The 22,191-nt window shown below is 28.8% G+C and carries 19 protein-coding genes; 17 read left to right on the top strand and 2 right to left on the bottom strand.

What is annotated here, in order from left to right; all coding sequences use genetic code 11:
* Positions 1-6 precede the first annotated feature (6 nt).
* The 10 genes from IQC44_RS04725 to IQC44_RS04680 all read left to right on the top strand — a co-directional run bounded on the left by IQC44_RS04725 (position 7) and on the right by IQC44_RS04680 (position 10,257).
* Positions 7-387 carry a hypothetical protein gene (locus tag IQC44_RS04725; RefSeq protein ID WP_198305206.1) on the top strand — a complete coding sequence of 127 codons (381 nt, stop codon included), beginning with the start codon at positions 7-9 and terminating at the stop codon, positions 385-387.
* Between the two features lie 41 nt (positions 388-428).
* Positions 429-716 (top strand): YciI family protein, encoded by a 288-nt coding sequence (locus IQC44_RS04720; protein WP_198305205.1) that lies wholly within the window; start codon positions 429-431, stop codon positions 714-716.
* A gap of 14 nt (positions 717-730) precedes the next feature.
* Complete coding sequence (locus IQC44_RS04715; RefSeq protein WP_198305204.1) at positions 731-3,001, top strand: diguanylate cyclase; 2,271 nt, start codon at positions 731-733, stop codon at positions 2,999-3,001.
* A gap of 64 nt (positions 3,002-3,065) precedes the next feature.
* Positions 3,066-3,848, top strand: a complete 783-nt coding sequence (locus IQC44_RS04710) for an ABC transporter permease (RefSeq protein ID WP_198305203.1) — start codon at positions 3,066-3,068, stop codon at positions 3,846-3,848.
* A complete protein-coding gene (locus IQC44_RS04705; protein ID WP_198305202.1) occupies positions 3,836-4,576 on the top strand; it encodes an ABC transporter ATP-binding protein in 741 nt (246 codons plus the stop codon). Before IQC44_RS04710 ends, IQC44_RS04705 begins: the two co-directional genes overlap by 13 nt.
* A complete protein-coding gene (locus tag IQC44_RS04700) occupies positions 4,573-5,805 on the top strand; it encodes an NnrS family protein (RefSeq protein WP_198305201.1) in 1,233 nt (410 codons plus the stop codon). The genes IQC44_RS04705 and IQC44_RS04700 overlap by 4 nt, the downstream gene beginning before the upstream one ends.
* Before the next feature lie 29 nt (positions 5,806-5,834).
* Complete coding sequence (locus tag IQC44_RS04695) at positions 5,835-6,836, top strand: ABC transporter substrate-binding protein (protein WP_198305200.1); 1,002 nt, start codon at positions 5,835-5,837, stop codon at positions 6,834-6,836.
* A gap of 89 nt (positions 6,837-6,925) precedes the next feature.
* Positions 6,926-8,998: a TonB-dependent receptor plug domain-containing protein gene (locus IQC44_RS04690; RefSeq protein WP_198305199.1), complete on the top strand. Its 2,073-nt coding sequence runs from the start codon at positions 6,926-6,928 to the stop codon at positions 8,996-8,998.
* Between the two features lie 8 nt (positions 8,999-9,006).
* On the top strand, positions 9,007-9,408 hold the full coding sequence (locus tag IQC44_RS04685) for a hypothetical protein (RefSeq protein ID WP_198305198.1): 402 nt from the start codon (positions 9,007-9,009) through the stop codon (positions 9,406-9,408).
* A gap of 147 nt (positions 9,409-9,555) precedes the next feature.
* A complete protein-coding gene (locus IQC44_RS04680; protein WP_198305197.1) occupies positions 9,556-10,257 on the top strand; it encodes a peroxiredoxin in 702 nt (233 codons plus the stop codon).
* Between the two features lie 51 nt (positions 10,258-10,308).
* On the opposite strand, the gene IQC44_RS04675 is transcribed toward IQC44_RS04680, so the two are convergent.
* Both IQC44_RS04675 and IQC44_RS04670 read right to left on the bottom strand, forming a co-directional pair.
* The gene (locus tag IQC44_RS04675) at positions 10,309-11,454 is read right to left on the bottom strand and encodes an MFS transporter (protein ID WP_198305196.1); all 1,146 of its coding nucleotides are present in this window, start codon (positions 11,452-11,454) and stop codon (positions 10,309-10,311) included.
* Positions 11,455-11,517: 63 nt separating this feature from the next.
* Positions 11,518-12,270 carry an alpha/beta fold hydrolase gene (locus tag IQC44_RS04670; protein WP_198305195.1) on the bottom strand — a complete coding sequence of 251 codons (753 nt, stop codon included), beginning with the start codon at positions 12,268-12,270 and terminating at the stop codon, positions 11,518-11,520.
* Between the two features lie 198 nt (positions 12,271-12,468).
* Here IQC44_RS04670 and rpsL point away from each other — a divergent pair, with 198 nt between their 5' ends.
* From rpsL to IQC44_RS04635, 7 genes are all read left to right on the top strand, one after another.
* A complete protein-coding gene (gene rpsL, locus IQC44_RS04665; protein ID WP_198305194.1) occupies positions 12,469-12,852 on the top strand; it encodes a 30S ribosomal protein S12 in 384 nt (127 codons plus the stop codon).
* A 15-nt stretch (positions 12,853-12,867) separates the two neighbouring features.
* Positions 12,868-13,335, top strand: coding sequence for a 30S ribosomal protein S7 (gene rpsG, locus IQC44_RS04660; RefSeq protein ID WP_198305193.1), 468 nt, complete (start codon positions 12,868-12,870; stop codon positions 13,333-13,335).
* A gap of 9 nt (positions 13,336-13,344) precedes the next feature.
* Complete coding sequence (gene fusA, locus IQC44_RS04655; RefSeq protein ID WP_198305192.1) at positions 13,345-15,453, top strand: elongation factor G; 2,109 nt, start codon at positions 13,345-13,347, stop codon at positions 15,451-15,453.
* A gap of 694 nt (positions 15,454-16,147) precedes the next feature.
* Positions 16,148-16,687 carry a hypothetical protein gene (locus IQC44_RS04650; RefSeq protein WP_230403142.1) on the top strand — a complete coding sequence of 180 codons (540 nt, stop codon included), beginning with the start codon at positions 16,148-16,150 and terminating at the stop codon, positions 16,685-16,687.
* A 67-nt stretch (positions 16,688-16,754) separates the two neighbouring features.
* A complete protein-coding gene (locus IQC44_RS04645; protein WP_198305191.1) occupies positions 16,755-17,621 on the top strand; it encodes an NAD(+)/NADH kinase in 867 nt (288 codons plus the stop codon).
* Between the two features lies 1 nt (position 17,622).
* Entirely contained in the window at positions 17,623-19,152 is a 1,530-nt protein-coding gene (locus tag IQC44_RS04640; RefSeq protein WP_198305190.1) for an AAA family ATPase, read from the top strand.
* A gap of 65 nt (positions 19,153-19,217) precedes the next feature.
* The gene (locus IQC44_RS04635) at positions 19,218-22,085 is read left to right on the top strand and encodes a methyl-accepting chemotaxis protein (protein ID WP_198305189.1); all 2,868 of its coding nucleotides are present in this window, start codon (positions 19,218-19,220) and stop codon (positions 22,083-22,085) included.
* Positions 22,086-22,191: the final 106 nt, after the last annotated feature.

Here is a 22,191-nt window from a genome sequence, read left to right as displayed (position 1 = left end):
ACAAAAATGGATATTATCTACCTTTTTATTATATTTATTGCCATTGAACTTTTTGAGACAAACTGGCAAAAATCTGACACTTTATATGGCTTATTAGAGAATAACTTTTTAGCATTTAGAAAAAGTATATTCTTGTATTTTACTTTACATCTATCATTTTTTTATACAATTTACTTAAGTCTTAGTTTAAATAATTTTGGCTTCTGGATGAGTTCTATTTTGGTTCTGAAATTTTTGGATATTAGTTTAAAACTATCAATTATGAAAAAATTATCAAATAACTTATCAATTGAGCAAATTATTCCTTTTAATGCAAATATTACACCAATTTTAAGATATTTAAATGTATTAATCTATCCAATAACATTTTTATTAGCTACTTTATAATTTTTGTGTTAAAATCATATAAAATTTATTAAAGGATAAAAATGCAATATTTAATAATAGCTTATGATTATGAAGATGCTTTAGAAAGAAGATTAAAAGTAAGAGATGAACACTTAAAAGCAACAAAAGAGTTAATTAAAAAAGGTAAAATTGTAGAAGCTGGTGCTTTACTTGAAGATGAAAAAATGGTTGGTTCTTCACTTTTTGTTAATTTTGAAAATGATGAAGAGTTAGATTCATGGCTTGAAAATGAACCGTATGTTGTAAATAAAGTTTGGGATTTGGCTCAAATTCAAATAGTACCTGTTAAATTACTTCCAAAAAACTAGAAAATAGGAAAATTTTGAGAGTTTTATTTCTTTTTATTGTAATAACAAATTTCTTAGTTGCAAATAGTCTTGAACAAGTATCAATTCAATTAAATTGGAAATATCAGTTCGAATTTGCAGGTTTTATTGCTGCAAAAGAGAAAGGATTTTACAAAGAAGTTGGATTAGATGTTGATTTAAGAGAGTATAGCTCAGATATTGATGTTGTTTCGGAAGTTTTAAATCATAAGGCAACTTATGGAATATCAAACTCAAATATAGTGCTAGACCACGGAAAAGTTGCACCAATTGTACTTTTGGCAACTTATTTACAAAGGTCTCCTTTGATTTTAGTTACAAAACCAGAAATTAAACATCCAAATCAATTAATTGGTAAAAAAATAATGGGAGCAAAAGATGAGTTAAAACATAGCTCTCTAGCACTTTTGTTTTCTCATTTTAATATAAATATTTCAAATAGCAATTTTGTACCTCATAGTTTTGCTTTAGATGATTTCATAGAAGGAAGAGTTGATGCTATGAGTTCATTTAAGTCAAATCAGCTTTATGAATTGGATAAAAGAAAAATTCCTTACAATATAATTGACCCAGCAGATTATGGATTTATAGTAAGTGCAATAAATTTATATAGTGCAAAAGATGAAGTTTTAGAAAATAAAAGCAGAACCAAAAAGCTAATTCTTGCAACTAATAAAGGTTGGGAATATGCTTTAAATAATCCTGAAGAAATAGTAGATATTTTAATAAATAAATATGGTGTAAAAAAGTCGAAACTAGCTTTAATGTATGAAGCAAATGTTATAAATCAACTTGTAATGAAAGAGTTTTATCCAATTGGAAAAGTTAGTCTGGATTTTACAAGAAGATTACTAAGACAGCTTATTTATTCTGGTTCAATTGATACTCAAGAGAGTGTAGCTGATTCTATATTGTTTGAAAATTATATAGATAAAGAGCCTGAAAATTTCTCTTTAACAAAAGGTGAAAAAGATTATTTAAATAATAAAGGTCATATAAACCTTTGTGTTGATCCAGATTGGTATCCAATAGAGTCAATAAAGAATGGAAAAGTTTCTGGAATTACTTCTGATATTATGAAAATTTTTGAAGAAAAAATTGCTACAAAAATAGAACTAGTTTCTACAAAAGATTGGGATGAATCGATGAATTTTATTGAAAATAAAAAGTGTGATATTATATCTTCAATCTCTCCTAGCCTTGAAAGAAAGAGATTTTTAAATTTTACAGATCCTATCTTATCCCTTCCTATAGTTTTGGCTACAAAAGATGATAAGCCATTTATTCAGGATATTTCATTTTTAAGAGATAAAAAAATTGCAGTTATAAAAAGCCATTTTGTGGTTGATTATCTTAAAGAGTATTTCCCAAATATTGAGTTAGTAGAAATACCAAATATTGATATTGGTTTAAAAATGCTTGAACGAGGCGAAGTTTATGGATATATTGATAACTCTTTAGTATTAACTTCTACTATTCAAAAAGAGTATGCAAATAGTTTAAAAATTGCACTTAGATTTTCATTAAAAGATGATATTTGTATAGGAACAAGAAGTGATGAACCTATTTTAAATCAAATATTTTCAAGACTTGTAAATGATTTAGATGAGTCTTCAAAGCAAGAATTTCTAAATAATTGGACTTCAATAGTTGAGCAAGTTGGTTGGTTGAAGCCACGAGAAATAGCAGTTATTTCCCTTATAATAAGTATAATTTTAGGAGCTCTGGTTTTTTATCAAAGAAAGTTGAAACAGTTTAATAAAGAGCTTGAAAAACTATCTTCAACTGATAAATTAACAGGATTATATAATCGTTTTGAGATAGATAAAAATTTAAATTCTCAAAAAGATAAAATAGATAGAAATAAAGACTATTTTTGTAGTTTAATAATTTTCGATATTGATTATTTTAAAAATGTAAATGACTCTTTAGGTCACTTAGCAGGAGATAAAGTTTTACAAGAGCTATCTTTACTGATAAAAAATAGTTTAAGAAAAACTGATATTATAGGAAGATGGGGTGGTGAAGAATTTTTGATTATTCTTCCATTTACCTCAAAAGAGAATGCAGGAAATGTTGCTAATAACTTAAGGGAAATTGTTCAAAATAGAGATTTTTTGGAGGATATTCAAAAAAAGATTACTATTAGTTTGGGAGTAGGTGAGATATTAAAAGATAAAAAAATTGAAGAGAGCCTATATTTGGTTGATGAAGCTCTTTATCTTGCAAAAAATAGTGGAAGAAATAGTGTGAATATTGTATCTTGACCTAACTCAATGATAATTAATATCAATTGATATAGAATTAGGTAAATTTTTTCACAGGATTAAAATGAAATTTTTACTAAAAATTATAAAAGATTTTCCTAGTTACCTTTGGAGTGGTTGGGGAAGTATTGCTTCTATTTTTCTTTTTTTGGCTTTTTGGGATTTTGGACATCAAATTTATGGAGATTTAATTCTTCCTAGCCCAAAAGATACTTTTTTGGCTATAAGTACAATTTTGCAAGATAGTGCAGCAAAAATAGAGATAATGATTACGATAAAAAGAGCTTTGATAGGCTTTGGTTTAGCTATTTTGGTAGGTTCAGTTTTAGGACTTTTAGCAGGGCTTTTTATCACTGCTTCAATTATGAGCCGCCCAATAGTTACAATTTTGTTTGGAATGCCCCCAATTGCTTGGATAGTTTTGGCAATGATTTGGTTTGGTATGGGCGATACAACAGTTGTTTTTACAGTTTTTATAGCCTCTTTTCCTATTGTTTTTGTGGGAGCTTTGCAAGGAACACGAACTTTAGAGGGTGATTTAAAAGAGATGGCTGATAGTTTTCATCTTCCTTTTTCTATGAAACTTTTTGATTTGTATCTGCCACATATTTTTTCATATATTTTTCCAGCATATATTTCAGCTCTTGGAATGTCATGGAAAATAGTTGTTATGGCTGAACTTCTAGCAACTAGCGATGGTTTAGGAGCTTTATTGGCAATTGCAAGAAGCCAGTTGGAAACTAGTACAGCTTTAGCACTTGTATCTATTATGATTGCATCTTTGCTTCTAATTGAATATATCTTACTAGAGCCAATTAAAAAGGAGCTTGAAGCATGGAGAAATTAGAAGTAAAAAATGTAAATTTCTCTTTTGGATTCAAAGAGATTTTAAAAGATATAAGCTTTACTTTGCAAAAAGGAGAAGTTATCTCAATAGTTGGGCCCAGCGGTGGTGGAAAAACAACTTTGCTTCATCTTTGCTCAAAACTTTTAAAACTAGATGATGGAGAGATAAAAAATTCTTTTATTTCAAGCTCTTTTGCTTTTCAAGAGCCACGACTTCTTCCATGGAAAAATGTTATAGATAATATCGCTTTAGGACTTTGTGCCAAAGGAGAAAAGAGCCAAATAGCAATAGAAAAATCAAAAGATATAGCTTTAAAGTTTGGGCTAGAAATTGATGATTTTACAAAATTCCCAAAAGATTTAAGTGGTGGAATGAAGCAAAGAGTATCGTTTGCTAGAGCTTTGGTTGTAAATCCTAGCCTACTTTTTTTAGATGAGCCTTTTTCAGCTTTGGATATTGGGCTTAAAAAAGAGCTTCAAAATTTGCTTATAAAAGATATTGAAGAGAAAAATTTAAGTGTTTTGTTTATCACTCATGATTTAATGGAAGCTATAAGATTAAGCGATAAAATCATAGTTTTAAAAGCAGAGCCAGTTGGGCATATCAAAAAAATATTTAATATAGCTGAGCCAAGAGTCTTAAGAGATGATGAGTTTGTTTACAATAAAACAGCACAAATTTTAAAAGACAAAGATATTATTTCTAGTTTTGAATTGGAGTTAAAATGACAGAATTTGAAAAGCAATATGCTTCAAGACACTATTTATACTATCCAAAAGGTGAATTTCCTATATATTTAGCTTATGGTTTTCGACCTGTTTTTTTACTTCTTGCTCCATATATTATTTTAAGTATTGTTTTATGGGCATTTGTGTTTGCTGGATATATTAATTTACCAATTGAAAATATATTAAATTGGCATATTTATGAGATGGTTTTTGGAGTTGGAACTGCTATGATTGTAGCATTTTTTCTTACAGGTTTGCCTGAACTTTTTCCTAGTGTTGTTCCAATTGTTGGAAGGCATTTGGCTTTTATTGTTGCTTGGTGGGTATTGGGACGATTTTCATTTTGGTTTATGGACTTTTTTGGTAGTTTTTTTGTGGGACTTATAAATGTGAGTTTAACAGCATATATCGCATATCTTGCAGCCATTCCAGCATTTAAAGATAGAAATAAAAAGCATGTATCTTTGGCATACTCTATGGTTTCAATAGTTTTGATTCAAGCTTTGTTTTTTCTAAGTGTTGCAAATATTATAGAGCTTGACTCTTTTAAAACTCTTCTTTTAAGTGTTGTTTTGTTTTTGGTTTTAATATTACTTGCTTTAAGAAGAGTTAGTATGGAGTCAATAAATGAACTTTTGGAGCAAGAAAAGATAGATGAAACATTTTTGGCAAAGAGTTTTAGATATAACCTTGCTATTTTTTGCCTACTTTTATATGGTTTTGTGGAGTTTTTTTTTCCTGAAAACTCTTCTTTGGCATATATCTGTTTTGCCTGTGCAGCTGCAACACTTGGGATTTTAAATGATTTTGTTTTAAAAGATAACAATATTTTACTAAAACCTTTTGTTTTATATATTGTGAGTATTATATCTCTTACAGCTATTGGTTTTGTATTTTTGGGCTTTAATTATCTTTTAGAGTTAAATATCACAAATCACTTTAGGCACTTTTTGACAACAGGAACTTTTGGGCTTATTTTTTATGTAATTATGATAATAGTCTCTACAATTCACACTGGACGTGCGATTTTTACAAATTGGGCTTTGACTTTGGGTTTGATTTTAATCATTTTAGCTACATTTATAAGAGCCTTTATCCCATTTTATTTGGAGTATAGTATGTTTTTATATATTTTATCTTCGATTTTGTGGGCAATACCGTTTGCTATATATATTAAAACTTTTTTTCCATTTCTGCTAAGTCCTAGAGCAGATGGTATAAAAGGCTAAAAAAATCAAAAATTAAAAAGGAAAAAATAATGATGAAGCGAAGCAAAATCCTGCCTAGTGCAGGTAAAAAAATAGTTTTAGTTTTTGCACTTGTGCTAAATTTATTTGCAAAAGATGAACAAAAAATTGTAATAGCTGGACCAATAGCTAGTGTTTCTCACCCAATTTTAAAAATGGTAGAGGATAAGGTATTAGAAAGTCTAGGTAAAAAATTAGAATTTAGGCTTTGGAACAACCCTGATGAACTAAGAGCATTAATTTTGAAAAAAGAGGTTGATTTTATCGCACTTCCTACAAATGTTGCTGCAAATTTATATAATAAAGGAGTTGAGTTAAAACTTCTAAATGTATCTGTTTGGGGAATTTTAGAGCTTGTAAGTCGTGATAGTAGCTTAAAAACAGTAGAAGATTTTAAAAACAAAGAGATAATAGTGCCATTTAGGGCTGATATGCCAGATATTGTTTTACAAGCACTTATCAAAAAAGCTGGTTTTGATGTGAAAAAAGATTTTAATCTAAAATATGTTTCAACTCCTGTTGATGCTATGCAAATGTTAATTTTAAGAAGAGCAGACTATGCACTTTTAGCTGAACCTGCTGTTTCAATTGCTTTGCGAAAAACTGGCTCATTTCCTGTTAAGCTTATAGCTCCTGATATTTATAGAAGTTTAAATTTACAAGAAGAGTGGGGAAGATTGTTTAAAGTTGAAGCAAAAATCCCACAAGCTGGTTTGGCTGTTATTGGAGAAACAAAAGGAAAAGAAGAGCTTATCTCTAAAGTTTTAGAAGAGTATGAAAAAGCTTTAAATTGGTATAAAGCAAATCCAAAAGAGGCTAGTCAATTGGTAGTAAAAACTTTACCAATGTTAGAAGAAGAAGGTTTAGCTGACTCAATTGAGCATGTAAAATTTGCAAATATTAGTGCAGAAAATAGTAAAAAAGATTTAGAGTTTTTCTTTGAAGTTTTAAAAGATAATGACTCAAAACTAATAGGTGGGAAATTACCAAATGAAGGTTTTTATTTTAAATAGATAATATTTATTAATAATATTGATAAAAGTCAATATTATTTAAGTTCTTTTATATTATGATTCTTATTATCATTATAAAAGGAAGTATTTTGAAAAATAAAATTCTAATTTCGAGTTTAGTATCAGTTATGATACTTCAAAATTTAAGTGCAGATACAAAGCTAGATGAAATAACAGTTACAACTGCAACTAAAACTGAAAAAAGTATTGATGGAGTAAGTGCTAGTGTAGTTGTAATTACAAAAGAGGATATAGAAAAAGTATCTGCAACTACACTAAAAGATGTTTTGGATAAAGTTCCATCTATTAACTCACAATTTGGAAGATTTCCACATGCAAGTGCAAAATCAAAAGGAGCAATCTCTATAAGAGGAGTTGGTGCAAATGGAACTTTGATTTTACTTGATGGAAAAAGATTAAGTGGTGAAACAGAAAGCCCTTATGAGATGAGTAGAATTCCAGCTTCAATGATTGATAGAATTGAGATTGTAAAAGGCTCTATGAGTACACTTTATGGTTCAGATGCTATTGGTGGAGTAATTAATATTATTACAAAAAAAGATATAGACTCTTATCAGACAACTTTAGATTTAAAATATGGTTCAAATGCATATATCAAAGCTAGACAAAAAAATGTAAACTTCGCAACTATGGGAAATGTAGATGGGTATAAATATAAAATTTACACTTCTACTATTGATACATCTTCTTATAAAATAGATAAATCATATACACAAAAAGTTATAAATCCAACTACGGGAGCTGTTATAGCAGGACATCCACAAAATGCTAAGAGTGGAGTTTTGGGAGTAACTTATGGAGATGAATCAACTGTAAGTAGTGTAGGAGCAAGTTTAGAGAAAAATATAACAGATAATTTTTCTTTAGGAGCTGAGATTAACTATTTTCAAGAGGATAGAAAAGGGCAATATTTAGGAAGCTCACAATCTACTATTGGTGGAATGGTTCAAAATACACCAGTATTCTCAAAAGATGATAACAATAGAGTTGATTACTCAATTTTTGCAAAGTACAATTTTAATGATGACTTAAGCACAAATCTTAGATTTTATGAGTCATATTATAAAAAAAGAAATGAGACATCACCACTAAATTTTGCAGGACCTGTAAGCAAAAAATTTAGTGCAAATGTAAAAATAGATAATATTGAGTCTGTTACAACTTATGCTTTAAATGATGCAAATCTACTTACTTTTGGACTTGATTATAGAAAAGAGACAAGAGATAGTGCAGCAATTAATCCAACTCCTACTTCTGAAGAGTTTATAAGAAAAAATGTAGAGTACAAATCTGTATATCTACAAGATGAAATAGAGTTTACGCCTAGTTTAAATGCAACAATAGGTGCTAGATATGATGATATCTCAAATGCAGATTCAAAAGTAACTTTCCAAGCAGGAGTTGTTCAAAAACTAGGAGATAATACAAGAATTAGAGCAAACTATGCAAGTGGATACAGAGCACCTGATATTGCAGAACTTTATGTAACTGCACCACTTTTTAAAGATGGTAAAAGATATGGAGCTGAGGTTATAAATAATTTTAAAACTACTGCATATGATTTAAAACCTGAAAAGAGTGATACTTTTGAATTAGCTTTAGGAAATAATTTTGGAGATTTTAATTCTGAATTAGTGCTATTTAAAACTATAATAAAAGATAAAATTGAATCTGTTGTTTATAATAAAACAAATGCTTCGACTAGATATTATACATCTGAAAATTTAGATAAAGTAAATATAAATGGAGTTGAACTAAATTTAGATTATAAATTTAATAATAGCTTTGATGCAGGTTTTAATCTTACATATCTTGATACAGAAGATAAAACTACAAATAAAGAGCTTACATATACTCCAAATTTAAGTATGGCACTAAATCTAAACTACAAAATAATAGAACCACTAAGTACAAATTTAAATCTTAGATATATAGGAAGACAATATGAAGATCCTGATAATATCGGAAATAGAAATAAAATTGATGGATACACTTTAGTTGATTTAGGTCTTTCTTATGATATTAATAAAAACTTTACACTATATGGTGGAGTTGATAATATTTTTAATAGAAAAGTCGATACAAATGTAGATGTAAATGTTGGAACATACTATTTTACAGGACTTAGAGCAAAATTCTAGGATAAAAGATGTATGAATTTATAAAAACAATACATATAATAACTGTTGTTTTGTTTGTGGGAACTGTATTTTTTAGGACTTTTGTTCTTTTTAAACTAGGAAAATATTATCCACAACAAGAGAGTGTGAAAATCCAAAAGGCTTTAGGAAACGAAGCAAGAAAGATTATAGCAATTAGCAATATTGTTTTAATCCTTTCTGGGTTTTATCTATTTTTTGCTTATCATCTACAAAATAGTTCAGTGATTTTACATATTAAAATAGTTTTAGGTTTAATTTTAGTTTTGGCATTTTTAGCTATTCCAAAGTTTTTAGAAAAAATTAATGCAAAACCTCGGTTTAGAGTCATTTTTCACTATTTTTATTTTATACTTTTGTTAAGTGTAATTACTCTTTCTCAATATATTTAATAAAAAATATCAAGTTATTATAAGTTAATCTTATGATAATTTGATAAAATTATCTAATAACTTAAGCTCTACTTAAAATAAATCTGATATTATTTCAAAGTCTAAGGGATAAAATTTATCTTTAGAAATAATTTATAAGGATTTATTATGGCTTGTGATACAGGTGTTAAAGCAAGAGAAGAGAAAATTGTAACAGACGAAAATAATCAAACAGAAACAAAAAAGGAGAAAAAAATGAGTTCAACTATGGTTTTAAGAAAAATGCCAGAATTTAAAATGGATGCGTATAACGCAGCAACAGGTCACTATACAACAGTATCAAGTGAAGATTATGCAGGTAAGTGGACAGTAGTTTGTTTTTACCCAGCGGATTTTACTTTTGTATGCCCAACAGAAATTGCAGCAATGAATGCAAAATATGATGAGTTCCAAGAGCTTGGAGTCGAGATTTTACCAATATCAACAGATACAAAATTCTCTCACAAAAGATTTGTTGAAACAGAACCAATCTTAAAGGGATTAAAATTAACAATTGGTGCTGATTCAAATAAAAGTGTATCAGAATCATTTGGTGTATTAATCGAAGAAGCAGGAGTTGCTTTAAGAGGAAGATTTTTATTTAATCCAGATGGTGTTTGTGTAGCACAAGAAGTTCAAGCAGATAGCGTTGGAAGAAATGTAAATGAGTTTTTAAGACAAGTTAGAGCTTGGCAACACGCAACAAAAACTGGTGAAGTATGTCCTGCAGGTTGGAGACCAGGTAAAAAAACACTTCCTGTAAACACAGATGTTGAGCAAATGACAGGAAGAGTTGGAGATTATATTACTCTTGAAGAGATTTTATCTTAATAGTTTAATCTTCAAAATTCTATAAAGGCAAGATAAAAAATCTTGCCTTTTTTATTCTTTATACTTTGTATAAAAAATCATACATAAAATAACTCCTAAAAATGCCATAAAAGCACCTACAAGTGCAGGATATTCAAAACCTAAACCATATAAAAGTGGAATTCCACCAAATAAAGCACCCAAAGAGTTTGCCACATTAAAAGCAGCTTGCATAAAAGCAGCCCCTAACATTTCAGAGTTTTTTGCATTTTTTACCATTACCATATTTATTGGAGTTCCAACACTCATAGCAAAAACCCCACAAATAAAAGTTAAAATAAGCGATATATATTTGTATTCACTTAAAAAGAAAACTAAAGTTAGAAAAAGAACCATAAAAGAAAGTAGATAAATAGCAACTTTTATTGGATCTTTTTTATCTGCTAAATATCCACCCAAAATATTGCCTAAAACCATTCCAACTCCAGCAACAAGCATTAGATATGAGATAGAACTAGGGGCAAATTTTGAAACATTTATTAAAAGTGGTGCAATATAACTAAACCAAGCAAAAAGCCCACCAAAACCAATAGCAACAATTAAAATAATATGCCAAGCTTTAAAGCTTAGAAAAAATTCAATCTCCTCTTTAAATGTTACAGTTTTAAGTGATTTTAACTTTGGCATAAATTTATATAGAGCTATAATTGTAAAAACTCCTAGCATACTAACAGCTGCAAAAGAGTATTTATAACTGGTGTTATGTCCTATATAAGTTAAAAGTGGAACCATTAACAGTATTGCTAAAGTAAGCCCTGTAAACATAGAGGATACGGCACTTGCCTCTTTTCCTTTTTTGGCTAATTTTATAGCAACAACTGTTCCAACTCCAAAAAATGCCCCATGAGGAAGACCTGCAAAAAATCTTGACATTAAAAGAGTGTTATAATCAGGTGCAATTATAGATAAAGCATTAAATAGTGTAAAAAGTATCATATATACTATTAAAATATTTTTTGGTGGAAATTTTGAACTAAGTGCCACTAAAATTGGTGCACCAAGAACAACTCCAAAAGCATAAGCAGAGATTAAATGCCCAGCAACAGGAATAGATACTCCTAAATCTTGTGCAACATCAGGCAAAAGCCCCATAATAATAAATTCAGTTGTTCCAATGGCCAATCCACCAACAGCCAAAGGAAATAGTTGTTTAGTCATAAAAATTATACCTTTTTTTAAAAATAGAGTGAAATTCTAGTTAAAAAAGATTAAAATTAGAGTTTAATTCCAAGCTTCAATTTGTGAAGCAAAAAGAATAGGGCACTCAAGCATAGCATAGTGTCCAGCTTCTTCAAACTCTACTATCTCAACATTTGAAAAGGATTTGAAATATTTTTCAACTTCATTTTTAGAAAATACTGGGAAATCGTGCTTTCCTGTTATGATTTTAATAGGAATATCAAGATTTATATTATTTGGATTTTCAAAATCTACATTTAGATACATACTCATATAACCTAGCCTTGCTTCATTAATTGAGCAGTTTGTAGCTAAATTTATACGATAGTTTTTCCATATTTGATTATATCTTTTACTTGATTGCTCCACAACTTCTTCTATTTTTTGATTATCTTTTGCCATTTGATTTAGTAAATTTTCTTTTGCCTTTTGTGTGCTTTTTACACCTTTATAGCTTATTGGTGAGACTAAAATAAGTTTTTCTACTCTTTTATCTTTTGAAGCTAAATTTTGAGCAATCATAGTGGACATAGAGTGAGCAAGTAAAGTAAGACTATATAAATTTAAAGATGATATTAAATTTTGTAAATCAGTTATTGCTTCATCTAAACTATATTTTCCTAAAATATTTTTGGACTCTCCATAACCTCTTAAATCAACTAAATATATTGTAAATTGTTTCTCATCAAAATATTTTAAACAAGCTTCATAATTTGTACAATCTCCAAAAAGTTCATGTAAAAAGAGTAGCTTTTTTTCTCCATATCCAAAAGTTTTATAGTTTAAACTTGTCATTTTCTTTCCATTTTTTATTTGATTTTAATAAAAAGTATATAAAGCAAAGTTTAAAGCTATTTAGATATAATGCAAAACTTTTTTAGAAAACACTAAATCGTTTCCTAGAATGGTAGTATCGCTTCAAAAAATTTTGAAGATTACGAGAAGCATGAGTAGGGCTATAGCTACTCAAACCAAATTTTATAAAGGAAAGAAATGCCTACTATTAACCAGCTTATTAGAAAAGAGCGAAAAAAAGTGATTGAAACATCAAAATCACCTGCATTAAAAAAATGCCCACAAAGAAGAGGGGTATGTACAAGAGTATATACAACAACTCCAAAAAAACCTAACTCGGCTTTAAGAAAAGTTGCAAAAGTTAGATTAACTACTGGATTTGAAGTTATTTCATATATTGGTGGAGAAGGTCACAACTTACAAGAACACTCAATTGTGTTGGTAAGAGGGGGAAGAGTTAAGGATTTACCTGGGGTTAAATACCACATCGTAAGAGGTGCTTTAGATTCAGTTGGAGTTAATAACAGAACTGTATCTAGATCTAAATATGGTACAAAAAGACCAAAAGCGGCAAAAAAATAAGTAGAAGGATAGAAAATGAGAAGAAGAAAAGCTCCAGTTAGAGAAATTATGGCTGATCCTATCTACAATAGTAAAGTGATCACAAAATTTGTAAATGCAATTATGTTAGATGGTAAAAAATCAGTTGCTGAAAAAATCCTTTATGGTGCAATTGATAACCTTGATAAAAGAGGTGAAGCAAAAGGTATTGAACTTTTTGAACAAGCAATTGAAAATGTTAAACCACTTTTAGAAGTAAGATCTAGAAGAGTTGGAGGAGCTACATACCAAGTTCCTGTTGAAGTAAGAGCTGTAAGAAGACAAACTTTAGCTTTAAGATGGTTAATTGATGCTTCAAGAAAAAGAAATGAAAGAACAATGATCGAAAGATTAGCAAATGAGCTATTCGAAGCGGCAAACGAAAGAGGAGCTTCTTTTAAGAAAAAAGAAGATGTACATAGAATGGCAGAGGCTAATAAAGCATTTGCACACTACAGATGGTAGGAAACAATTATGGCAAGAAAAGTACCTTTAAATAGAGTTAGAAATATTGGTATTGCAGCTCACATTGATGCTGGAAAAACAACAAGTACTGAAAGAATTTTATTCTATACAGGAATTTCACATAAAATTGGTGAAACTCACGAAGGTACTGCAACTATGGACTGGATGGAGCAAGAGCAAGAAAGAGGTATTACAATTACTTCAGCAGCTACTACTTGTTTCTGGAACCACCCAAAAACAAATGAGCAATTACAAATAAATATCATCGACACTCCAGGTCACGTTGACTTTACTATTGAAGTTGAGAGATCAATGAGGGTTCTTGATGGTGCTGTAGCAGTATTTTGTTCAGTTGGAGGAGTTCAACCACAATCTGAAACTGTTTGGAGACAAGCAAATAAATATGGAGTTCCAAGAATTATCTATGTAAATAAAATGGATAGAACAGGTGCAAACTTCTTTAATGTTATGAACCAAGTAAGAGATAGATTAAAAGCAAATCCAGTTCCACTTCAAATTCCAATTGGTGCAGAAGACCAATTTAGAGGAATGGTTGATTTAGTAAAAATGAAAGCTTATACTTATACTCTTGATGCACAAGCTGGAGAGATGTATAAAATAGAAGATATTCCTGCTGATTTAGCTGATACTGCAGCTGAATATAGAGAAAAACTTGTTGAAGCTGCCGCTGAGTCAAGTGAAGAGTTAATGGATAAATATCTTGGTGGTGAAGAATTAACTGAAGAAGAGATTGTTGCTGGAATGAAAAAAAGATGTTTAGCAATGGAAGTTACTCCAATGGTTTGTGGAACATCATTTAAAAACAAAGGTATTCAACCATTACTTGATGCTGTTGCTATGTATTTACCAGCTCCAACAGAAGTTGCTGATATTAAAGGTGAAACTCAAGATGGTGATGCTGTTGTTGTTCCTTCAACTGATAAAGGTGAAGTAGCTGCTCTTGCATTTAAAATCATGACTGACCCATTTGTTGGACAATTAACTTTTACTAGAGTTTATAGAGGTATCTTAGAATCAGGAACTTATGTACTTAACTCTACAAAAAATAAAAAAGAGAGAATCGGAAGATTACTTAAAATGCATGCTAACTCAAGAGAAGAAGTTAAAGAGTTATATGCTGGAGAAATTGGAGCTGTTGTTGGTCTTAAAGATACAATTACAGGTGATACTCTTGCAAGTGAAAAAGATCCAGTAATCCTAGAAAGAATGGATTTCCCAGATCCAGTTATTTCTGTTGCTGTTGAGCCAAAAACTAAAGCTGACCAAGAAAAAATGGGTATTGCTTTAGGAAAATTAGCTGAAGAAGATCCATCATTTAGAGTAAATACAGATGAAGAAACTGGACAAACTATCATTTCAGGAATGGGTGAATTACACCTTGAAATTCTTGTAGATAGAATGAAAAGAGAGTTCAAAGTTGAAGCTGAAGTAGGTGCTCCTCAAGTTGCATATAGAGAAACTATTAGAAATGCTGTTAAGCAAGAGTACAAATATGCAAAACAATCTGGAGGTAAAGGACAATATGGTCACGTTTACTTAGAGATTAAACCAATGGCTGCTGGAAGTGAACCAACATTTAAATTCAACAACGAAATTAAAGGTGGGGTTGTACCAAAAGAGTATGTTCCTGCAGTTGAAAAAGGTTGTTCTGAAGCAATGCAAGGTGGAATTCTTGCAGGTTATCCAATGGTTGATATTGAAGTTACACTATATGACGGAAGCTACCACGAAGTGGATTCATCTGAAATGGCATTTAAACTTGCTGCTTCTATGGGATTCAAACAAGGTTGTAGAAGTGCAGCTGCTGGTGCAGTTTTACTTGAGCCAATTATGAAAGTTGAAATCGAAACTCCTGAAGATTATATGGGAGATGTTATTGGAGATTGTAACAAAAGAAGAGGTCAAGTTAATTCTATGGATGACAGAGCAGGTATCAAACTTGTTACTGCTATGATTCCATTATCTGAAATGTTTGGATACTCTACAGATTTAAGATCTATGTCTCAAGGTAGAGCAACATACTCTATGCTTTTTGATTCATACCAAGAAGTTCCAAGAAATGTTTCTGAAGAGATTATGAAAAAAAGAAATGGATAATATCTAAATTTTTTTTCTAAAAGGGAGTGTGCGAAAGCATACTCCTTTTTTTATTGCTTTTTAAATTTATACTTAATTTATCTTTTTTATTTAAATTTACACTATCTTTTTTAGTAATAATTTCTTTCAGCTTAAGCAAAGATATATATAGCTTTGATTACAACTATTCCATTTTGATATATTAATACAAAAAACGGGAAATCTATTTAAAGATGAATAAGAAAAAAGAGATTTAAAAGCTTTTGTGATGATGTTAGATATGGAAAATATGTAGATGAAGCAGTAGTAAAAGAAAAACTTAGAACAAGAACAATAAACTAAAAAGCATTAATCCCACAAAAGTATTACAAAATGCAATATTTCTAATCAAATTTCTTTTTTTATGATAAGATTTTAAATATTTTTCATATTTGAGGCTAATAAATGGAAAATTTATCAAATCTAGTAGTTTATAATGATGGGGAAGCAGTTAGCAGAACTTTTTAAGATTGAAGCACATACAATTACTTACCATATTCAAAATATTTATAAGCAAAAAGAGTTGCAAAAAAATCCAACTACTCGAAAAATTCGAGTAGTTCAGAAAGAAGGGAAAAGGGAAGTTGAACACTATAATCTTGATGTAATAATCTCGGTTTGATATAGAGTAAATTCAGTTACAGCTACAAAATTTCGACAATGGGCAACAATCATTTTGAAAAATTATATTCAAAATGGCTATGTGATAAATAGTGATAAAATTAGAAATGAGAGATTTGTAAATTTAGAAAAAGATGTAAATATTTTAAAAATTCAAATGGATAAATTTAACTCTCTTGTAAAAGATAATACTTTAGAATTTAATAAGAATATTTTTTTTGACGGACAAATATATGATTCTTACTCCTTTATAAATGATTTGCTAAAACTGGCACAAAAAGAAATAATTTTAGTAGATAATTATATTGATGATACTGTTTTTACATTGTTTTCAAAATATACAAATATAAATTTTATTATTTATACAAATAATATATCAAAACAACTAAAGCTGGATTTTGAGAAATACTCTAAACAATATACAAATATCACTCTAAAAACTTTTAAACAAAGCCACGATAGATTTATAATTATTGATAAAAAAGAGATTTATCATATTGGAGCAAGTCTTAAAGATTTGGGCAAAAAGTGGTTTGCCTTTTCAAAGATGAGTTTAGACTCTTTAAATTTGAAAGATATTTTAAAAAAATTATGAAAATAGCAATTTACTCTCATATAAGTTTGAAATTGCTACCATTCAAACAAAAAATTAGGCTAGAAAATTGAGATTAGAGAGAAGCTGTAAACACTTAGATAAAATTGAGAATATTGGTGTAGTTCTTAAACCACAAAGTCCAGAATTAAAAGATGATTATTTAAAAATAGAGAGGCTATTTTTAGAAAAAAATATTAAATTAATACTTGAAGAAGATTCTGCTCAGATGATAGGTCAAGATGGAGTTGATTTTGATATATTATGTAAAAAAGTTGATTTTTTAATAAGTGTTGGTGGAGATGGAACACTTTTAGGACTTGCAAGAAAAGCTTTTAAATATGATTTACCTGTACTTGGAATAAATTTAGGAACTTTAGGTTTTTTAACAGATTTGAGTATGGAAGAGTTACCAGAATTTATAGAAGATTTAATCAAAGATGATTATAAAATAAATCCTAGGATGATAATTGAAGGTCAAATAAAAGATAGAAAATTTATAGCTTTTAATGATATTGTAATTTCAAGAAAAAACTTATCAAGTATGCTAGAAGTTAGAGCAAAAATAGATAAAAAAGCCTTCAATACATATTTTGGTGATGGTTTGATAGTTTCAACTCCAAGTGGTTCAACTGCTTATAATTTATCTGTTGGAGGTCCTATTGTTTATCCACTTACAAATGCATTTATATTAACACCAATAGCTCCACATTCACTCACTCAAAGACCAATTGTTGTTCCTGCTGAGTTTGAAATAGAGTTTAAAGTTACAAAAGATAGTGGAGCAGTTGTAATTGTTGATGGACAAGAACTTTATGATATGAATAAAGATGAAGTTATAAAAATCAAAATTGCTACAAAAAAATCAAAAATGCTTCATAGAAGTAGTAGAGATTTTTTTGAAGTTTTAAGTGAAAAATTAAGATGGGGAAATTAGTTTGATAAATAGAGTTTACATAAAAAATTGCCTAAGCTTTGAAGAAGTAAATTTGGAGTTTGGAAAAGGTTTAAATATTTTTAGTGGACCTTCTGGTGCTGGAAAATCAATTTTAATGCAAGAGATTTTATCTTTATTTGCTTTTAATGATGTAAAAAGTGAATTAAGTGAGTTGGAGTTCTCAAATAGTAGTTTTGAAGATGAAGCCTATGGAATATCTATAAATGATGATTTAATAATTAAAAATATCAAAAAGGAGAAAGCTAGATATTTTTTAAATAATCAAGTAATTTCAAAGAAAAATCTTCAAAATATCTCTTCAAAGTTGATAAAACAACTAAATTTAAAAGATACTAGTGATTTTGAAAGCCAAAAAATAATAGGGTTTTTAGATAGATTATCTACTAAAAACTCTATAGAATTTAAAGAGTTAAAATATAGTTTTGATAGTAAATATAAAGAGTTTTCAAATATAAGAAAAGAGTTAGAAAAACTTTATGAAGATGAAAAAAAGATAGAAGATTTAAAAGAGTTTGCACGATTTGAAATAGCAAAGATAGAGGAGATTGATCCAAAAGAGGATGAGTATGAAAGATTAAATTCTATAAAAAAATCTTTGGCAAAAAAAGAGAAAATAGAGAAAGCAATAAATAAAGCAAGTGCAATTTTTGAGCTAAATAGTAGTGTAAATGATTTACTTAATCTTTTAGAAGTTGATAGCTCTTTTTTTGATGAAGCTATGAATGAACTTAATAATGTTTTTGAGAAATCAAGTGATAGTTTAAGTGAGTTAGAAGATATAAATATTGAAGAAGTTTTAAATAGAATCGAGAAAATTTCAGCTCTACAAAAAAGATTTGGTTCTATAAAAGAGGCTTTAGAATATAAAGAAGAGAAGAAAAAAGAGTTAGAATCTTATATGAATATCTCTTTTTCTAAAACAAAACTTGAAAAAGAGTATAAAATTTTGGAAGATGAGATAAATGATTTAGCAAAAAATATCTCAACTTTTAGGCAAAATAGTTTGATTTTATTGGAAGATAGAATAAATCACTATTTAAAATTTTTGTATTTGAATAATGCAAAAATAGAGCTAAATAATAAAACTTTGGATAGTTTTGGTATTGATGAAGTTCATTTTGAGTTAAATCAAGTATCTTTAAATACTATTAGTTCAGGAGAATATAATAGATTAAGATTAGCACTTTTAAGTGCAATTAGTGAATTTGATATTGGTGAAAATGGAGTTCTATTTTTAGATGAAATTGATGCAAATTTAAGTGGTAAAGAGAGTGATGCTATATCAAAAGTTCTAATAACTCTTAGTAAAAATTATCAAATTTTTGCAATTTCACATCAACCACAATTGACAAGTAGTGCAAATCAACACTTCTTAGTGGATAAGAAAGATGGAGTTTCTATAGTTAGATTATTAAATAATAATGAAAAAATAACTGAAATTGCTAGAATGATTAGTGGTGAAAGTGTAACAAATGAGGCTATTGAGTTTGCAAAAAACCTTTTAAAATAACAATAAAAAAACTCTTTTTCATTTTTTTCGGTATAATGATTTCGACCTAAAAAACTGGAGAGACGATGTTTAAAAATATGTCATTAAAACTAAAAGTTTTAATTCTTTCATTTATAACAATAATAGTAATCTCTTTTGCTGTTGCAATAGATGCTATTTATTCTATTAAGAGTTTTTCAAATGAAAGTATTGAAAACTACAAAAAAGAGGCTTATGCAAAAAAAGAGCAAGAGCTTAAAAATTATGTTTCTTTAGCTGTAAAAACAGTTGAAGCTTATCACTCAAGAACTTCAAGTGATAAATTAAAAATTGAAGTGAGAGAAGAGCTTCTAAAACAGACAAATTTTTTATTTTCTATTTTAGAATCTGAATATGAAAGAAATAAAAATTCACTTTCTGAAGAGGCTTTAAAAGATAGATTAAAGTCTATTGTAAATGCTACAAGATATGGACAGAGTGGATATTTCTGGATAAATGACTTTGATGCTGTTGTTTTAATCCACCCTATAAATCCAAAGTTAAATAATCAAAATATGTATTCATATAAAGACCCAAATGGAAAACAGATTTTTAAAGAATTTGCAGATATTGCTAAAAAAGATAAAGAGGGTTTTGTTGATTATGTTTGGCCAAAACCAGGTTTTGAACAACCTCAAGAAAAAGCATCTTTTGTAAAACTTTTTAAACCTTATAATTGGGTAATTGGAACTGGAGAATATGTTGATAATTTAACAGCAAAAATACAAGAAGAGGCATTAAAAACTATATCAGAGATGAGATATGCAAATAATGACTATTTTTGGATAAATGATTCTCACCCAAAAATGATTATGCATCCTACTAACTCAAAATTAAATGGAACAGATTTATCAACTTATGCAGATCCTTATGGAACAAAACTTTTTGTAGAGATGTCAAAAATCTCTAACGAAAAAGCTGAAGGTGGGCTTGTAAAATATTTTTGGGATAAACCAAATAAACCAAATGACCCAAAAGAGAAATTCTCTTATGTTCAAAGATTTGGTCCTTGGGATTGGATAATTGGAACAGGTGCTTATGTTGATGATATTGAAGAACAAATTGCTTCAATGGAAGAGAATACAAACAGTGAGATAAATAAAATAATCTTTAGTATTGCAATTTTTACTTTTGTCTCTATTTTAATTGCTTCAATAATCTATAATATTTTTATAAAACGAACTTTAATTAAACCTTTAGAGGATTTAAATGAGGCGATAGTAAGAATAAAAGACGGTGATTCTTCAACTGATCATATAGAGAAAAAATCAAATGATGAGATTGGTGAAGTTGTTGATAGCTTTAACCAATATATAGCTTCTTTAAAAGAGGGATATATTGAAGATGCAAAAGTTATTTCAAATGTGGAAGAGGTAATAGAAAAAGTAATAAATGGTTTCTATGTTTACAAAGTTGAAGCTACATCTTCAAATCCACAAATTAAAAAATTAAGAGATTCTATTAATACAATGATTGAAAAAACAAATCAAAATTTAGTAGGATTAAATAATATTTTAATTGAGTATGGAAATTCTAATTTTGCAATTAGTGATTCAAAAATTGATACAACAAAAGTAAATGGAATTATCTCTTCTTTGGCTGCTAGTACACAGTTAATTGGTGTTACTGTAAGTGAGTTCTTATCTATGATTATTGGAAGCGGAAGACAATTAAGTAGTGATACAAATACTCTTTCTCAAGCTGCAAATAGATTATCATCTTCAGCAAATGAACAAGCAGCTTCACTTGAAGAGACAGCAGCAGCAATTGAAGAGATTACTTCTATTGTAAAATCAAGTGTTCAAAAAACTTCTCAAATGTCAGTTTTAGCAAAACATCTTCAACAATCATCAAAAGATGGAGAGGCTCTTGCAACTAAAACAAATCAAGCAATGGAAGAGATAGATAAACAAGTTAAATCAATAAATGAGGCAATAAGTATAATTGACCAAATTGCATTCCAAACAAATATTTTAAGTCTAAATGCAGCTGTTGAAGCAGCAACAGCTGGAGAAGCAGGAAAAGGATTTGCTGTTGTTGCTCAAGAGGTAAGAAATCTAGCAAGTAGAAGTGCTGAAGCTGCAAAAGATATTAAAAATATAGTTGAAATTGCAACTTCAAAAGCAAATGAAGGAAAAGATATTGCAAATGAGATGATAAATGGATATTCTACTTTAAACTCAAAAATCAATGATACAATAGTTTTAATAGAAGATGTATCTCAAGGAAGTAAAGAGGAAGAAAAGGGAATTATCCAAATCAATGACACAATAAATGTTTTAGATAAAGCAACTCAAGTAAATGCGAACTCTGCAACAGTTATTAGCGATTTAGCAAGTGAAGTTGCAAATTTATCTACAAATCTTCTAAAAATTGCTGATAGAGCAAAATTTAAAGAGTTTAGTCCTAAAGAGATAGAGGATATTGATTTAGTATTTAGAGTTTCAAAACTAAAAAATGATCATATTAGATTTAAGCTTGTAAACTTTGATAAAGTTGGGCAAACTAAAACTCCTTGGGTTGTTACAAAACCAACAGATTGTGATTTAGGAAAATGGATAGTTGAGCAAGAGGCGAAAGCTAATCCATTTACAAAAACGCAAAATTGGAAGAATTTAAAATTAAATCATGATAGTGTTCATAATAGTGTTCAAACATATATTAATGAAGATTGCAAAGAAGTTGTAAATAACGAATTATTAAATAGTTTATCAAAAGAGTTAGATAGAGCAACTTTTGAGGTATTTAAATCTTTAGACCAATTGAAAAAAGATAATATATTTGAGGTAAACACAACAAATAAGATTTCTAAACAAAATATTGTTAGTGAAGTAAAACCTGAAATAAAAGTAAAAGAAGCTACTATAAAAAAAGTAGTATCTCAAACAAAAGATGATGAATGGGAGAGCTTTTAAGCTCTTTCATTAGCTTATTAAACTATCCAAAAACTAAATATTTATTAAAAAATAGATATAATCTCCACTTAAATTTAAATTAAATAATTATTAAAAATAATCAAAG

Source organism: Arcobacter vandammei (assembly GCF_016106035.1).
Taxonomy (GTDB): Bacteria; Campylobacterota; Campylobacteria; order Campylobacterales; family Arcobacteraceae; genus Aliarcobacter; species Aliarcobacter vandammei.
This window is presented reverse-complemented; position numbering and strand designations above follow the sequence as displayed.

What these genes read in the sequence shown, in the direction of transcription:
- IQC44_RS04695 (WP_198305200.1), top strand. Translation starts at nt 5,835, where the DNA reads ATGATGAAGCGAAGCAAAATCCTGCCTAGTGCAGGTAAAAAAATAGTT.
- IQC44_RS04635 (WP_198305189.1), top strand. Translation starts at nt 19,218, where the DNA reads ATGTTTAAAAATATGTCATTAAAACTAAAAGTTTTAATTCTTTCATTT.
- IQC44_RS04670 (WP_198305195.1), bottom strand. Translation starts at nt 12,270, where the DNA reads ATGACAAGTTTAAACTATAAAACTTTTGGATATGGAGAAAAAAAGCTA.
- IQC44_RS04705 (WP_198305202.1), top strand. Translation starts at nt 3,836, where the DNA reads ATGGAGAAATTAGAAGTAAAAAATGTAAATTTCTCTTTTGGATTCAAA.
- IQC44_RS04700 (WP_198305201.1), top strand. Translation starts at nt 4,573, where the DNA reads ATGACAGAATTTGAAAAGCAATATGCTTCAAGACACTATTTATACTAT.
- IQC44_RS04685 (WP_198305198.1), top strand. Translation starts at nt 9,007, where the DNA reads ATGTATGAATTTATAAAAACAATACATATAATAACTGTTGTTTTGTTT.
- IQC44_RS04725 (WP_198305206.1), top strand. Translation starts at nt 7, where the DNA reads ATGGATATTATCTACCTTTTTATTATATTTATTGCCATTGAACTTTTT.
- fusA (WP_198305192.1), top strand. Translation starts at nt 13,345, where the DNA reads ATGGCAAGAAAAGTACCTTTAAATAGAGTTAGAAATATTGGTATTGCA.
- IQC44_RS04720 (WP_198305205.1), top strand. Translation starts at nt 429, where the DNA reads ATGCAATATTTAATAATAGCTTATGATTATGAAGATGCTTTAGAAAGA.
- rpsG (WP_198305193.1), top strand. Translation starts at nt 12,868, where the DNA reads ATGAGAAGAAGAAAAGCTCCAGTTAGAGAAATTATGGCTGATCCTATC.
- IQC44_RS04710 (WP_198305203.1), top strand. Translation starts at nt 3,066, where the DNA reads ATGAAATTTTTACTAAAAATTATAAAAGATTTTCCTAGTTACCTTTGG.
- IQC44_RS04680 (WP_198305197.1), top strand. Translation starts at nt 9,556, where the DNA reads ATGGCTTGTGATACAGGTGTTAAAGCAAGAGAAGAGAAAATTGTAACA.
- IQC44_RS04675 (WP_198305196.1), bottom strand. Translation starts at nt 11,454, where the DNA reads ATGACTAAACAACTATTTCCTTTGGCTGTTGGTGGATTGGCCATTGGA.
- rpsL (WP_198305194.1), top strand. Translation starts at nt 12,469, where the DNA reads ATGCCTACTATTAACCAGCTTATTAGAAAAGAGCGAAAAAAAGTGATT.